This window comes from Pseudoalteromonas sp. CR1 (genome assembly GCF_019392235.1).
GTDB lineage: Bacteria > Pseudomonadota > Gammaproteobacteria > Enterobacterales > Alteromonadaceae > Pseudoalteromonas.
Map to the genome: position 1 here is coordinate 39,738 of NZ_JAHXRM010000004.1, position 15,466 is coordinate 55,203.

Annotated in this window: 15 protein-coding genes; 9 read left to right on the plus strand and 6 right to left on the minus strand. The window is 37.3% G+C overall.

From position 1 onward, the window contains the following. Positions 1–150 precede the first annotated feature (150 nt). Entirely contained in the window at positions 151–567 is a 417-nt protein-coding gene (locus KZZ04_RS05415; protein WP_058404074.1) for an MAPEG family protein, read from the plus strand. Between the two features lie 52 nt (positions 568–619). Here KZZ04_RS05415 and KZZ04_RS05420 read toward each other — a convergent pair whose 3' ends face one another. Next, a complete protein-coding gene (locus KZZ04_RS05420; RefSeq protein ID WP_058404073.1) occupies positions 620–1,369 on the minus strand; it encodes a peptidylprolyl isomerase in 750 nt (249 codons plus the stop codon). A gap of 221 nt (positions 1,370–1,590) precedes the next feature. On the opposite strand from KZZ04_RS05420, the gene KZZ04_RS05425 reads away from it, so the two are divergent. Further along, positions 1,591–1,761, plus strand: coding sequence for a hypothetical protein (locus tag KZZ04_RS05425; protein WP_219422074.1), 171 nt, complete (start codon positions 1,591–1,593; stop codon positions 1,759–1,761). 93 nt (positions 1,762–1,854) lie between these two features. Beyond that, complete coding sequence (gene ushA, locus KZZ04_RS05430) at positions 1,855–3,480, plus strand: bifunctional UDP-sugar hydrolase/5'-nucleotidase UshA (RefSeq protein ID WP_219422075.1); 1,626 nt, start codon at positions 1,855–1,857, stop codon at positions 3,478–3,480. 26 nt (positions 3,481–3,506) lie between these two features. Here the strand turns inward: ushA and KZZ04_RS05435 are convergent, their stop codons facing one another. Together KZZ04_RS05435 and KZZ04_RS05440 are read right to left on the minus strand one after the other, a co-directional pair. Beyond that, complete coding sequence (locus KZZ04_RS05435; protein WP_058404071.1) at positions 3,507–4,451, minus strand: hypothetical protein; 945 nt, start codon at positions 4,449–4,451, stop codon at positions 3,507–3,509. After that, positions 4,444–5,340 (minus strand): hypothetical protein, encoded by an 897-nt coding sequence (locus KZZ04_RS05440; protein ID WP_082653596.1) that lies wholly within the window; start codon positions 5,338–5,340, stop codon positions 4,444–4,446. The genes KZZ04_RS05435 and KZZ04_RS05440 overlap by 8 nt, the downstream gene beginning before the upstream one ends. 219 nt (positions 5,341–5,559) lie before the next feature. Here KZZ04_RS05440 and KZZ04_RS05445 point away from each other — a divergent pair, with 219 nt between their 5' ends. Together KZZ04_RS05445 and KZZ04_RS05450 are read left to right on the plus strand one after the other, a co-directional pair. Further along, complete coding sequence (locus tag KZZ04_RS05445; RefSeq protein ID WP_219422076.1) at positions 5,560–6,411, plus strand: S1/P1 nuclease; 852 nt, start codon at positions 5,560–5,562, stop codon at positions 6,409–6,411. Positions 6,412–6,714: 303 nt separating this feature from the next. Further along, positions 6,715–9,885, plus strand: coding sequence for a TonB-dependent receptor (locus KZZ04_RS05450; RefSeq protein ID WP_219422077.1), 3,171 nt, complete (start codon positions 6,715–6,717; stop codon positions 9,883–9,885). Between the two features lie 54 nt (positions 9,886–9,939). On the opposite strand, the gene KZZ04_RS05455 is transcribed toward KZZ04_RS05450, so the two are convergent. Next, positions 9,940–10,371: a MarR family winged helix-turn-helix transcriptional regulator gene (locus KZZ04_RS05455; protein ID WP_257903558.1), complete on the minus strand. Its 432-nt coding sequence runs from the start codon at positions 10,369–10,371 to the stop codon at positions 9,940–9,942. Between the two features lie 144 nt (positions 10,372–10,515). Between KZZ04_RS05455 and hmgA the strand changes: the two genes are divergently transcribed. Together hmgA and maiA are read left to right on the plus strand one after the other, a co-directional pair. After that, positions 10,516–11,817, plus strand: coding sequence for a homogentisate 1,2-dioxygenase (hmgA, locus tag KZZ04_RS05460; RefSeq protein ID WP_219422079.1), 1,302 nt, complete (start codon positions 10,516–10,518; stop codon positions 11,815–11,817). Positions 11,818–11,819: 2 nt separating this feature from the next. Beyond that, on the plus strand, positions 11,820–12,446 hold the full coding sequence (gene maiA, locus KZZ04_RS05465) for a maleylacetoacetate isomerase (protein WP_219422080.1): 627 nt from the start codon (positions 11,820–11,822) through the stop codon (positions 12,444–12,446). 12 nt (positions 12,447–12,458) lie between these two features. Here the strand turns inward: maiA and KZZ04_RS05470 are convergent, their stop codons facing one another. Next, entirely contained in the window at positions 12,459–12,692 is a 234-nt protein-coding gene (locus KZZ04_RS05470) for a TIGR02647 family protein (RefSeq protein WP_219422081.1), read from the minus strand. Positions 12,693–12,799: 107 nt separating this feature from the next. Here KZZ04_RS05470 and KZZ04_RS05475 point away from each other — a divergent pair, with 107 nt between their 5' ends. Both KZZ04_RS05475 and KZZ04_RS05480 read left to right on the plus strand, forming a co-directional pair. Continuing rightward, on the plus strand, positions 12,800–13,102 hold the full coding sequence (locus KZZ04_RS05475) for a DUF1496 domain-containing protein (RefSeq protein WP_219422082.1): 303 nt from the start codon (positions 12,800–12,802) through the stop codon (positions 13,100–13,102). A gap of 54 nt (positions 13,103–13,156) precedes the next feature. Further along, a complete protein-coding gene (locus tag KZZ04_RS05480) occupies positions 13,157–13,465 on the plus strand; it encodes a VF530 family DNA-binding protein (RefSeq protein WP_008126252.1) in 309 nt (102 codons plus the stop codon). 49 nt (positions 13,466–13,514) lie between these two features. On the opposite strand, the gene KZZ04_RS05485 is transcribed toward KZZ04_RS05480, so the two are convergent. Further along, the gene (locus KZZ04_RS05485) at positions 13,515–15,134 is read right to left on the minus strand and encodes a diacylglycerol kinase family protein (RefSeq protein ID WP_219422083.1); all 1,620 of its coding nucleotides are present in this window, start codon (positions 15,132–15,134) and stop codon (positions 13,515–13,517) included. Positions 15,135–15,466 lie beyond the last annotated feature (332 nt).

Genomic DNA, 15,466 nt, shown 5'->3' on the forward strand with positions numbered 1-15,466 from the left:
CAAAATAGGTTATGCTAATTCAAAAGCAAGCTTAATAGTATAAACTAACACTTTGTGCTGATCAGTTTCTAGCAATTAGCGTTATTTTGTGTAACACATTGTGAAAAATGCCTGCATACTTACTAATCAAAACAATAACAAGGAACTACAATGGAAAAAATAATAATACTTGCCATGTTTGTGCAAGTCACCCTTTCTTTAGCTGTAATGATTATTATGGGGAGAAGACGCTTTGCAGCAGCTAAAAATAAGCAGCTCAATTTAAAAGATTTTGCAACGATGCGATTAGATAACGCAGGTGACCATGTAAGGGTGGCCGATAGAAACTTTACCAACCAATTTGAAATACCGGTTTTATTTTATGTAGGTTGCTTATTAGCTTTGCAATTAAACAGTGCAAGCGTAGTGGTTGCAATTTTGGCCTGCGCATTTGTAGCGACACGCATTCTACATAGTATTATTCATTTAGGAACAAATAACGTAAGAGCTCGATTTAATGTGTTTTTAATTGGCTGCGTGTCTGTATTTGCGATGTGGCTTGCGATGATTTGGCGACTATTTATTTAATGTAAAGCGCAGCTATAAAATAGCTGCGCAGTTTAAATTGCTGTGAATGAGATTACTTCTTTCTTTTAAGGCGTGGTACAGCTAACAAAAAAGCACCCAGCAGCCATATTAAAGCCCCACCCGAGCTACCGCCTGAGCCATCAGAGTTATCGGCGTCAATCAGCGTATTTTCAACAACAGTTAATCCGGCTGCCGAATTAGGATCGTCATCTAATACTGTAACGCTTTGGATTGTTACTAAATTAGCACTGCTAATAGACACATCACTGCTGGCACATTGCTCTGCTGTTATATCGACTACTGGTGTTTCACCGCAATGAACTAACGCTGCAATTTTATCAAGCGTTGACTGACTCGCCGCAGTGATTTGTCCAAATACGGTAAAACCACCATTTTGTGTATCAAGTGCCGCACTACCCGCACTGTTATTAGCCATATTAAAAAACCATTGGCTAGTGGCACTGTTAGGGTTGCCCCCTAACTTAGCCATGGCAATGGTACCTTTAACATTAGAAAATACAGGTTCATTAATAACTGCAGGTTTGGTCGTGATAGGGTCTAATGTGTCTGAAAACGTAAATCCACCGCCTTGAATAACAAAATTGTCTATTGAACGATGAATAACGGTTTCATTGTATGAATCGTCTTGTACATAGCTTAAAAAGTTTTCTACAGTTTTTGGTGTTTGCTGATCAAATAAATTAATCTGGATTGTACCTTGGCTGGTTTGCATCTCGACTATGGTTGCATGGCTAACAAAGCTTAGTGAAGCGAGCAATGAACCCAGTAAACATTTTTTCATGTTAGATCCTATTATTATATTTTTTAAAATAAGTTTTGTTTAGGTTAAGGTTACTGACTCAAAAAATCGATAGCTTTAAGGCAGTTGATACAAATTAGACCGTTCTGGTAACATTTCAATTACACACTATTGATTTATATTTTCTATGAAAATGTAAACCGAGTAAATGTTTAACTTTGCTCATTGTTAATTATTAAATAACAGAGATAACGGATACACACATGACACACACACCACACACAATTTGCGACTTTGGCCTACATAAAGGTGAAGCATACACAAAGCTCCCAGCAAGCTTTTTAAATTGGATGATTGCTACAAAGCATGAAAAATCACACTACGCTCGCACTGAACTAAAGCGAAGGGAGCTTGCAGCAACAACCCGTGATTAACCAAAAAATATAAGTAACTAGGTTTTTTATAAGCAAAACTAGTTTAAACTAGCCGCCTAAAACATTAAGTACAACTTAATTCATAGGTATTTTATGCGCATAATTTTTATTATTTCTATCATTTTGAGTGTGGTGGGATGTACATCAGCAACAACTGACGAAAAAACATCTTCTCCTCAATACTTAACCGTGCTTCACACTAACGATAACCATGGGCGGTTTTGGCATAACGAAAAAGGCGAATACGGCATGGCCGCTCGTAAAACGCTACTGGATCAATTGCGCAGTGAAGCTAAAAAGAAAGGCCATGGCGTTTTACTACTTTCTGGTGGTGATATAAATACAGGCATACCCGAGTCCGATCTTCAGTATGCCGAACCTGACTTTAAAGGCATGTCTTTACTTGGCTACGATGCAATGGCACTGGGTAACCATGAGTTTGATAACCCGCTAAGCGTATTAGAAAAACAGCAAACTTGGGCTAACTTCCCTCTTTTATCAGCAAATATAATTGAAAAATCATCTGGTAAAAATGCCTTTACTCCTTACAAAATATTTGAAAAAAATGGGTTGTCAATTGCTGTTATTGGCCTAACGACAACCGACACAGCCAAAATAGGTAACCCTCAATATATTGGTCATTTAGAATTTATAGACCCCGTTTCAGTAACTGCCAAATTAGCTGAAGAAATAAAAGCAAAGTACAACCCAGATATTACTATTGCTGTAACGCACATGGGCCATTTTATTGATGCTAACCATGGTATCAATGCACCAGGGGATGTAACACTTGCCCGCTCATTACCTACTAACACGCTTGACATGATCATCGGTGGTCACTCTCAAGAACCCGTCTGTATGGCATCAAACAATGTAAACGATGATAATTTTAAACCTGGTCTAGCGTGTAAACCCGATCAGCAAAATGGCACGTGGATCATGCAAGCTCATGAATGGGGTAAGTACGTTGGTAAAGCTGAGTTCAAATTAGAAAATGGTGAATTGAGCCTACTGGATTATAAATTAATGCCAGTTAATTTATATGTTGAAAAAACACAAACTGACGGCACATCAAAAGAAGTCCTTGCGAACGAATATATAAAACCAGACCCTGCATTAAAAGCGTTTTTAGCTAAGTACCAAGCGATTGGCGCAAAGCAAATTGAAGGCACTATTGGCTCGGTAGATGCTAGATTAGAAGGCGATAGAAACAAAGTACGCTATCAACAAACTAACCTTGCTCGCGTTATTATCCAAGCACAGATGAACGTTGTGGGTGCAGATTTTGGGTTAATAAGTGGTGGCGGTATTCGCAGTTCAATCAACGCGGGTGAAATAAGTTATAAAGACATATTAAAAGTTCACCCTTTTAAAAATCGTATAACCTATATGGACTGGCAAGGCGCTAAGCTATGGGATTACTTAAACACAGTAACAAGCTTTCCTGCTGATGCTGGCGCTTACTTGCAATATCACAAGCTTTCGTTTGAACGCAAAGATGGCAAGCTTACAAACGTATTTATTAATGGTAAACCGTTTGATAAAAACAAAACATACCGTATGAGTTTAAATAGTTACAACGCTTCTGGTGGTGATGGTTATCCTACTATAAATACGTTAAAAGGCTTTGTAAGTACTGACGAAACAGACGCCCAAGCACTTAAAACGTTTATATCGCAACACAGCCCAATAAAAGCGGCTGAGTTTGCCCCTAAATAAACGCCCATAATAATAGGGAAGCAAAATTACTTCCCTATTATTTCAATATTTCCCTTCGCTATATTTATAAGCCCGTAACTATGCAAACGAGAGCGTGAACCTTCTCCATACGCTTTAGGTGGGTAGTAAATTTCTTTTTCCTCAGGGTATTCATTTAATACTTCGTCAAGCCCCGCTCTTATTTCACTCAACGTTTTCTCAAGGCTATTATTAAAGTTCGGGCGTTTCCTGATCGTATGCCCGAGCTCTGTTAAACGGTAGAAATACTTGTTAGCAAGTTCAATCAGCTCATCAGGGACATTTTTGTTATGATTCAACGTAACCTCACTATTCGCTGAACAGTATTCAACAAGGGCGAGATAAAAACACAATGGTTTATTAGCTAATTGAACACTTTGCTCTTTATCATAACTATGTGAAAGTGTTTTATTGCGTAAGTCAATGATGAGCGCTAAAGGCATCGGCGTTGATGCAACGGGGTTAATGCTCTTATTTAAGTTTACACTGCTTTTTTTACTCTCTACAACTTTTAACCACACCGTTACAAAAAGACTGATAAGTAAAAAAAATAAAAAGAACATCTTATTTTTAGGCGTGAAGTAATGCTCGTTTATACTAAAAACAATTATCACAGGACCTTCGCTTGTCGCTAAACGGCTTGTAAATTGAGTTTTTTTTAACTCGTTTTCACTGATTAAGCCTGAGGTAATGTTGTCGACTTTCAAATTACTTGTTTTTAAATAACTATTCAGCGAGTCTATATAAGCTACAACCGCCTCTTTATTTCCTGCATGCTTATAAAGCTCATTGGGCAAATCGAGTAATGTTAAATCCAGTGCAATTTGTTTTTCAATTTGAGCCTTTTGCTGTTTAGTTGCGCGCTCGGTTTTATTCACTACAGATATATAAAACACAAACGATAATATTAAAAATATACACGAGAACGTTAATAAAAACTTTCGCCTACTCATTATTTTCCCCTACTTTAAAAACAGCAGTATTATTTTCACACAGCCAAAATGCGGTTACATTTTGATAGTAATGTAGGGCTTGCCCTTTAGACATATCCATTAAGTGATTTTGCACCGAACACAACAAATCAGTATTATTTTGTTGCATTTTTAAATACCAACGTGTGCCTGTTATATTATTGCTAAGTGGGGTTATATAGTTTTTTGAGAAACGGTCTTTATCGCTTTCTTTCCAAAACGACGCAATAACATCTACTTTACCATTGGCTAATAAGTCACGCAGTTCATTGTGAGAACTTGCGTATGTTATATTTAAATTTGTAATATTTATAGCAAGATCTTTAAACACTTGCTTTGGAAGAATATGCCCAGAGCGGCTCGTTGGGTAATCGAGCAGTCCTATTTTTTTGTCTAAAAAATACGATTTTGAAATGATGGGTTTTTCTTTTGAAGATATAAAAAATGCGGTGTAATCAGAAAAACCGACAACTGGCATATAATTATAGGTAGATTCAGCCTTAAATGCCGTCATGATGTTGTTTTTTGCGAGAATAAGGTCTGCAATTCCTTTACCTACAAACTCTAAGCTGTCTGATGTTTTGTATCCCCAATAACCAATAACCGATCCGTACTGTTTAGCAACCACACTATCATCACATAACTTCTGTGAAAGCTCAGCTGCAATGTTCTTAGACGGTGTAAATACAATCAGCTCATTGTCGTTTGCGGTCGCCGAGGTACTACATACTGTTGATGTTTCAATAAGTATAGGAAATACTAATTCGTCATCGTTTACAATTAATTGACCACTCATCCAAGCAAAAACCATCACTATAAACAAAAATGTAACAATTGAAGTTTTATGCAACAGCTTATTTTTAATATCCAAACTAAAGACACCCTAAAGTAGAACACTCTCTCATTTGAACAATATTAATTACTTATTACAACAAGTAATTTTACCTATAACTGCTAAACTATTGATTAATAATAAATATGAATAAGAAATTATGAATTTTATTGAGTCCTTCCTAATTACATAAAAAGTAAGGACAATTGACCTCATTACAACGCAATACACCACTACAAAATCATTAAGGGATATTTAATGCGTAGCAATGTAAAATATTCGGTAACGTCAGCGCTTTTAATAAGTGCCATTTTTACAAGTAGCGATTCACTTGCTTGGGGCCAAAATGGTCACCGTGTTGTAGGTAAAATTGCTGAATCCCATATAACAGAAACCACAAAATCAGCTATTCAACCATTTTTAGCGGGAGAATCACTCGCACAAGTTTCAACTTGGCCTGATGAAATGCGCTCAAACCCGGGGAAATTTTGGCAAAAGCAATCCTCTCGTTGGCACTATATAAATGCCGCGCCTAATAAGTCTTTCACAATCAATCACGACCATACCAATAATAAAGAATCGGTTAGCAATATTCTTGAAGGCATCCACTATTCTATAAAAACACTCAAAGACGAAAACAGTAGTTTAGACTCAAAACAGTTCAGTTTACGTTTTTTAGTTCACTTGGTCGGTGATAGCCATCAACCTTTCCATGCAGGAAGAAGCGAAGATAGAGGCGGAAACCGTATTAAAGTGTCGTTTTTTGGTCAAGATACAAACTTACACAGCTTGTGGGATACTAAGTTAGTTGAAAACGAAAACTTATCATTTACTGAATACGCGCAGTTTATAAACACCAACAACAGCGAACTAATCGCAGAATATTTAGAAAGTACACCAACTACGTGGATTGAAGAGTCTCACAATTTAGCAAATGCACTTTATAAGTCTACAAATGAAGAAGTTGGCTACAGCTATGTCTACAAAAATACACCTATTGTAAAAACACGTCTGCTACAAGCAGGTGTTCGATTGGCTGGCTTGTTAAACGCACTGTTTGACCCTTCAGCTAAAGAGCTGGAAACAGCGTTAAAAAAAGTATCTATGTAATTTGTGACACATAAAACCTACACACGGGGATTTTTTGTAAAGGCTTGTTTTACATTTCACAAGTTTGTCATAAAACATCGGTAGTATGAGCTCGCTAATAGAGTGATTACTCAAAAAAAGGTAAAAAATAGTCAAAATTTGTACTATTTATTAAAAAAACATTGCAGTTGTATTTTATTTGTAACAAACAATTGGGGTACAATATCGATGGTTTTTAAAATATAAACCTGCATTTAGTTTATTTTTTGAAAACCAAAAAATAAAAATATAAAAATTTAATTATTAACTACACGGGAAAATTAAATGAAAACTCAAATACGCAAAACGGCTCTATCACTTGCTATTGCAGCATGTGTTGGTGTTAGTGGCGCTGCATTCGCTAGTGACACAACCTCGTCGGTAAAAGGTCAAATTTTCGGCCCGAATGGTAATCCAGCAGCGAATACTAAACTTATACTTGTTCACGAACCTACAGGCACACGCAGAGTTGTTACAACTAATGACACTGGTACTTACAATGCAACAGGCCTTCGTGTTGGTGGTCCTTACAAAATAACAATCGATTCTGATGTGTATCGTGATGTCCAAATCGAAGATGTCTACCTTTCTTTAGGCGAAACAAGACAAATAGATCAACAGCTTTCCAGTACTACTATGGAGTCTATTGTTGTAACTGGATCGCCTGTAATATTTAACTCATCAGCAAATGATTCGTACTTCGGCCAAGAGGCAATAACAACTACTCCTAGTATCGGTCGTGACATTAAAGATATTGTAAGAAATAATCCTTTGGTTGTAATCCAGCCAGGTAGCGAAAGTTCAATGACGATAGCTGGTTCAAATCCTCGAACTAACTCAATCACAATTGACGGTATACCACTTAATGACGACTTTGGCCTAAACGGAAACGGTTACCCTACACAACGTAATCCTTTCCCTCTAGACGCTTTAGATCAGGTGTCAGTCTCTGTTGCTCCGATTAACGCTAAGTCAAGCGGTTTTACTGGCGGTAATGTAGACGCAGTATTTAAGTCGGGTACTAACGAGTTACATGGTAGTGTGTTTTATGAAAAATTAAGTAGCGATTGGGCAGGCACCCCAAAAGATTCAAGCGGAAATGACCTTGAGCTTGATTTTGAAGAGAAGAACTACGGAGCATCTTTTGGTGCACCTATCATCAAAGATAAATTATTCTTCTTTGGTGCCTATGAAAAGTTTGAATCTCCTCAGCAACTTGAATATGGTGTTGGCGGTTCTAGTGTTGGTACTAACAAAACAACTGTAACTACTGCTGATTTAGAAGCAGTTAGAGCAATTGCAAATAATGTATACGGTGTAAGTGACATCGGTGAATCAGACGTTCAACCTCAATTAAACGATGAAAAATACATTGCTAAAATTGACCTAAACATAAATGATTTTCACCGTGCTAACTTTGTTTACATGCACAGCGAAGGTAACAGTACTCGTAACATGACGAGTAGCAATAGAGAGCTAAGATTAAGCAGCCACTGGTATAATAACAAGCAAGAGCTTGATAACTACAGCTCAACTTTATATTCTGATTGGACTGACGAATTTTCAACACAAATTAGCGTAACTAAAAAATCAGTTAGCACTGGTGCAATATCTTTAGGTACCGACTCTAATTTAGGTGATATCACAGTTCAAAACTTAGACGTTGATGGTGATGGAGAAGATGGTTCAATTGCTTTTGGTTCAGATGAATTTCGCCATTCTAACTCATTAGCGAATGATCTTTTTAGTGTTCAGTTTGATGGTACATATTTACTAGATGAACACACAATTGAATTTGGTGTTAAATACGACGTTTTAGATATTGAAAACCAATTTTTACCCGCTTCTAAAGGTGTTATTGCATTTGCTAGCTTAGAAGATTTTGAAAACCAAATCGCTTCAAGATACAAATATGAAAATGGCAGTGGTAACAACCCTTCAGCTGTAATAGCAAAGTTTTCTCGTAAAGATATTGCCTTTTACATTAATGATACATGGGATTATAGCGACGACTTAATCTTATCTGCCGGCTTGCGTTATGAACGCTTAGGATCTGATGACGAACCTAATTATAACGAAGGGCTAGAGACTCGAACTGGTTTTAGTAATACTAATAATCTAGACGGCGTAGACATACTTTTACCTCGTGTGGGATTTACTTATACCTTAAATGACGATGTTACTCTTCGAGGTAGTGCTGGTCGTTATGCCGGTGGTAACCCAAATGTATGGATATCTAATTCATACTCAAATGATGGTATTAGCAAGCAATCTTTTGCACCAAGAGATCCCATATCTATCCCTTCTACAGCTTTAAACACTCCAATACCTGAAGCAATAGATGCTGTAAATTCAGGTACACGTGGTTCTACATCAAACTTTATTGATCCCAATTTTGAAATTCCTTCACAATGGACTTTCATGCTAAATAGTGATGTAAATTTAGATATTCCATACATTGGAGAAGGTTTCGCTTGGACTACAACTGCTATTTACACCAAGAAAGAAAATACTGCTGAGTGGATAAATGCTGCACTATTACAAGATGGTGATGTTGTAGGTTCAACAATTGATGGTGCCCTACCGTTTTATGACACGCGTGAACTAGAAATAATGCTTACAAACGCTGATGATAATGGACGTTCTATTATTCTTAGTACAGGTATTTCAAAGTCTTGGGAGAATGGCTTTAAGTTTGATGCATCATATACAAATCAGGATATAACCGACGGAAATCCAGGTAGCTCATCAACAGCACGCAGTAATTATCGTTTTGGTCATTTCGGAGACCATCAGCAAACTCAAGTGGGTGTTTCACCATACGAAACTGAACACAGATTTGTTGTTAATCTAGGTTACACTGCTGAATTCATTGAAAATTATAAAACTAAATTCAATTTATTCATTGAGCGCAATTCTGGTTCTGCTTACAGCCAACTATCTAGCTTAGAGAATCTAACTGGTGGACGCTTCTTTAACCAAGATCTAATCCAACCTTCTGGTTTTGGTTCAACATTTGGTGGCAACTACTTAGCATACGTTCCTACTGCAAACGATCCTAATGTAATCTATGCTGACGGGGTTAGTGAAGCTGATGTTTTAGCTCATTTTGAAGAGCTTGGTCTATCAGGTTCTGCTGGTGGGTTCGCTGAAAGAAGTCAGGGCAAAACACCTTGGGTAACAACAATGGATTTATACGTTTCTCAAGAAATACCTGGTTTCGCTGATGACCACCGTGGCGAATTTTACTTTGTTGTTGATAACTTGCTAAATCTTATTGACTCATCAAAAGGTAAAGTTTACCGTCAGGATAACAACTCTAGAAGTGTTATTGAACTAGATATTGATGAAGCTACGGGTAAGTACATCATTGGTAACCCTATAAATGATGATTTTACTTTCGAAGCTGAAGATTCAACATACAAAATAAAATTAGGTGTACGTTACACTTTCTAATCTAACTTGTTAGACTAGTTTATTTGATAAAAGCCCATCATTTGATGGGCTTTTTTATGCCTGTAATTTATTTTTTAGCTTATTAAGTAAGCTTATTAATAAATCTTGTTCATGTGTGTTTAACGAAGCCAATAGTTCTTTTTCCCACTTTAACGCCTCGGGTACTATTTTTTTATACAACTCCTTTCCAGCTTCACTCAATGAAAGTATGGCTGCGCGCTTATCCTCTGAATTAATTTGAGTTATTAGCAACTTTTGTTCTACTAATATTTTTATTGCACGCGACACGGTCGATTTATCCATATTTGCCTGCGTACATAAATTTTTGGCATTACTTTGACCAAATTGCGCTAAATTAGCCAAAATTCGCCATTGAGGTATCGTTAAATCAAATTTGGTCTGGTAAACCTTAGCAAGGTCATTACTTACCAAACTTGCTACATTAATTAGTTGATATGCTAAAAAAGTGTCTAAATCCAGTTTCATGGTTACCCCGTTAAATAGGTTTACTAGCTGTTCATTTATATTTACATACACATTCATAGAGCAATTTGAAATTACTCTCACTTGAGAGTATCTTAACTTAAATAAATAAAACATAAAACTAGCCTTCTCTCACAGGAGTCAGTAATGGCAGAACAGTTAAAGTACATGACCGGTTTTGGTAATGAATTTGAAACCGAAGCGCTACCCGGTGCCTTGCCTATAGGGCAATTTACTCCTCAAAAAGTTAAGTACGATCTTTATACTGAACAATTTAGCTCTACAGCATTTACAGCGCCACGAGCCGCAAATCGCAGAACATGGCTGTACCGGTTACGCCCTTCGGTAGTGCAAGGTGATTACATCGCTATTGATAACGGCCTGATTCGAACTGCGCCTATAACTGAAGCCGTAACACCTCCGACTATGCTTCGCTGGAACCCCGTTGAAATTCCTACAAAGCCAACTGATTTTATAGATGGACTCATAACAATGGCAGCTAACGGCAGTGCTAATGGGCAATCTGGCATCGGTATTCATGTGTATGTTGCTAACAAGTCTATGGTTGATCGCTACTTTTACAACGCTGACGGTGAAATGCTATTTGTACCCCAACAAGGCGAGCTACTCCTGCATACAGAGTGCGGTAAGCTATGTGTTAAACCAGGTGAAATTGCAGTCATACCGCGAGGAATGAAGTTTTCTGTTGATTTAATACAATCAACGGCCCGTGGTTATATATGCGAAAACTATGGTCATGCTTTGGAGCTTGCAGAGCGAGGCCCGGTTGGTGCAAACGGCTATGCCAACGACCGTGACTTTCACTATCCAGTTGCAGCTTTTGAAGATAAAGAAGGTGATTTTGAACTGATATCAAAATTTAATGGCAACTTATTCAGCTGTGAGATTAAGCACTCCCCGTTCGATGTTGTTGCATGGACAGGTAATAGCGCGCCTTATAAATACGATTTATCCCGATTTAATGTAATGAATACAGTCAGCTTTGACCATCCTGATCCGTCTATATTCACCGTTTTAACCTCGCCATCAGCCACTGAAGGGATGGCTAATGTTGATTTTGTTATTTTTCCGCCGCGTTGGATGGTTGCTGAAAACACGTTTCGTCCGCCCTACTATCATCGTAATATCATGAGTGAATTTATGGGGTTAATTGAAGGTGTATATGATGCAAAAGAGCATGGCTTTGTGCCAGGTGGCGCAAGTTTACATAATTGTATGTCTCCGCATGGACCTGAAGCGGATGTATTTGAAAAAGCATCTAATGCGGAACTGGTTCCACAAAAATACGAAAATACCTTAGCGTTTATGTTTGAATCACGTTATGTCATTTCACCGACTAAATACGCATTAGAAGGTAAAGAGCGCCAACCAAATTACACTGATTGTTGGCGAACAATTAAAAAACACTATTCAGCCAACAAGGATTAATTATGAAGCTATACAGTTATTTTCGCTCATCTGCTGCATACCGCGTACGCATTGCGTTAAACCTAAAAAAAATTGATCACGAGCTGGCAATTGTTAACTTATTAAAATCAGAACAGCTTGATGAGAACTACTTGACATTAAACCCACAAGGGCTTTTACCAGCCCTTGAAACCGACGAAGGCGTGCTTGGTCAATCATTAGCTATTTTAGAATGGCTTGATGAAACATACCCACAGTCACCATTAATAAGCGGCTCAGCTTGGCGAAAAGCACAAATTAGAAATTTAAGCTTTGCAATAGCGTGTGATATACACCCTGTTAATAATTTGCGAGTACTTAAGTATTTATCGAATGAATTAAACGTAGACGAGGATGCTAAAAACACCTGGTACAGGCATTGGGTTGAAGTTGGTTTTGATAAAATAGAAACAATGCTCACAGACGATGATTACTGTATTGGGAACGAGCCAAGCCTTGCTGATGTTTGCTTAGTACCGCAGGTATTTAATGCTATTCGTTTTAATGTGGATATGAGTCACTACCCTAAAATCGCAGCCATTTATGAGCGATGTAATAAATTAGCTGCGTTTAATGATGCCGCACCGCAAAATCAACCCGATGCGAACTGAGTACCGCTAAGCTTAACTTTTGAGCACGCTATGAATAACCGTAACGTGCTCAATTAAATCTAACCCCAAATCCGTCAAGTAACCGCCATCAGGGCTGTCTATAACGCCTTTATCAAATAATCGTTGTGCTGCTTCTATCAAGCTTGCTTCTGCGTCAGAGTGCAATTTAATCCCCTGCATTTTGCTATCGAGTGGAAACTTTGCAAGTAATGTGAATTCATCTATCATCATTTGGTTAAATTTCATGTGTGTTCACCTTTTTATTGTTTTGTGCATTTCTTAGTGTGTAATATTACACTAGCATGTTTTTTAGTATTACGTACTATTTTTAAAGTCAATTGTAGGAGAATATTATGCGCACGTTAATTATTCTATCCGTCTGTTTTTTAAGCTTATCGCTCTCGTTATTTTGTAATGCCGAGCCGCATAACAGCCGCACTTTTGTGAACGCCAGTCAGCTGACTCAGCACCAAACAATGTGTTGGTACGATGACAAACGCTATAGTGAAGGCGCATTAATTAGCGTTAAGACATTTACTTTACTATGCAGTGCTAAAAATCCCAATCAGACCAATGGCGCATTAATGTGGCTTAAGCTTAATGAACAAGGGAAAGTTATTTACCCAAATCGACCTAAAAAGATTACAGTGAAATAGCCTGCTTATTGTATTTAAGCTACAATAAGCATAGTTTAAATAAGCAGTATGACTATGGATAATCAACCTAAAAACCCACTACATGGGATCACACTAGAACAAATATTGGTCGAGTTAGAGCAGAGACTGGGCTGGAAAACGCTGGGCGAACAAGTAAAAATTAAATGTTTTACGGATGCACCAAGCATAAAATCTAGCTTAAAATTTTTACGTAAAACCCCTTGGGCTAGAGACAAAGTTGAAGCGTTATATATTCATACAATAAATAACAAACCACTTCGTAAACCTAAAAGTGCGCCTCGTAAAACAACAAACAAGGCTCCAGATACAACTGACTTTGTTTGGCCATCAATAAAAAAGTAAAAATATAATTACAGGCGCAGTTTATTGCGCCTTTATGTTTTTAGTTAAGCTAAATTTCTTTACTGATCACATTAAGCGATGCTGGCTGTATTTCAATCACAAGCCTATCAGCCGTTTTCACTTCGCCGTCAATGACATATTTAATTCCATTATCTGAAGATATTTCGACTTTTTTAGCATTTGTGTGTTGAGAATTAATGGCTAAATGACTTTGCGTTATACTGCTAAACATAAGCTCGGCAATACTCAGTACCGTGGTGGAATTTTCTTTATTGGGTATAAGCCAATTTATATCAAGTAGCCCATCGCTATGATTAGGTTGCCCTCCCCCTTGAGCAAGTAGCGTTGTAAACGGTGCGGCATTAGCAACAACAAAACTGCTTGTTGTGATCATCATTGGGTCGTTATCGTCCAATTTAACGTTGAGCTGTTGCGATTTTTGTTCAGAAAACGCCTGAAAAAATCCTGTTAAATAAGCAAGTTGCCCAAATTTATTTTTAAACTCGCGGTCAGCTTTTTCAATCATTGCATGTTCAAAACCTATCCCGGCTAAAAGTAGCATTAGCTCGTCATTACAATATGCCGTATCTATTAACGTAGATTGACCATCAATAATTAAATCACACGCTTGCTCTACAGGTATAAATTTTGAACTTATTCCCATTAAAACGTGAGCAAGCGCATTTGCGGTCCCCAGTGGAATAATACCTAATTTACAGGGTGTATTAACTAATACGCTCGCAACTTCGGCTACTGTTCCATCGCCACCACAAGCAATAACAATATCAGGCTTTTCTGTAATCGCTTGTTTGGCAAGCTCTATCCCGTTAATGTTAGGACTTGTGGTCATTACGGTTAAATCGTAATAAGTAGACAAACGGGCAATTATAAATTGTTCTTTTTCTTGCCATATTTTTGTACCCGATACGGGATTAGCAATTAAAAATGCACGATTTTTAATTACTAGTTCGCCACTTTTATGTCGCTTTGCTAGGTGGCGCAGTTGGCGTTTATTTAGATTAGCGGTTTCACGTGTTTCTTTAATTCGGGCAAGCACATCATGCACATCGGCATGTTTATTTTGACTAAGTAAGTAAGCAGCCATTACAAACACTGAACGTCCACGGCCCAACGCGCAATGCACAACCACTTTATTGTTTTTTTGGATTTGATGATGAATCCAATTTATTGCCTGGTTAAGCTGAGAGTGTGTTGGCACGCTATGATCAAGTACTGGAATATTTAAGTAGTTAATACGCTCTTGTGTCGAGCTCCACTCTAAACCGTCAAACTCACAAGTAACATCTAATATAGCGGTAATATTATTGCTTTTTAACGTGTCTATATCCGAGGGAAATAAGCGGCATGCTAAAAAAAGGTTATCATTAATTTGCTGAATTGGTGGAACTTTATCATGCTTACGCGACCACGCGTTGTACACTTGCGCCCCCAATAAAAAAGGAATAAACGCCCAGCGTATGTAAAATGGAATAACGCCGTTTTCTCGCTTTCTGAAAATTTTACCTATATTAAAAATGTATGCCCCACTGACCAATGACAGTGATAGCGCGGTCCAGTAAAAAAATAACGAAAAGTAAATTGAATGTATTTCCCACCCTATAAAAATAAGTACACACGCTAATATCAAATAACTAATTGCAGCCCACATAAAATCTCCATTTATATTTATCGCTATTCATTAATTAACAAACAGCTTTTATAATTGTGTTTGCAATTTACAAGCCATAAAAAGGCACTCGCAACACTTTTAATGCATTGAATTATATAGCTATTTTTATTTACGTATTATAAATTACTTTATTTTGCGTTTTTTACACAACAAGCATGTTAATTTTTCACACTTAGAATATTAAAACTTATCTGATTTTATAATGACTATTAAAGGAACTAATTAGAGCTTGTTTATTTTTAAGGATTCAATTTATACTACCTAAAAACAACTTAATTGCGGCGCGTGATCTATAAGCTAGTGAGCTAAAT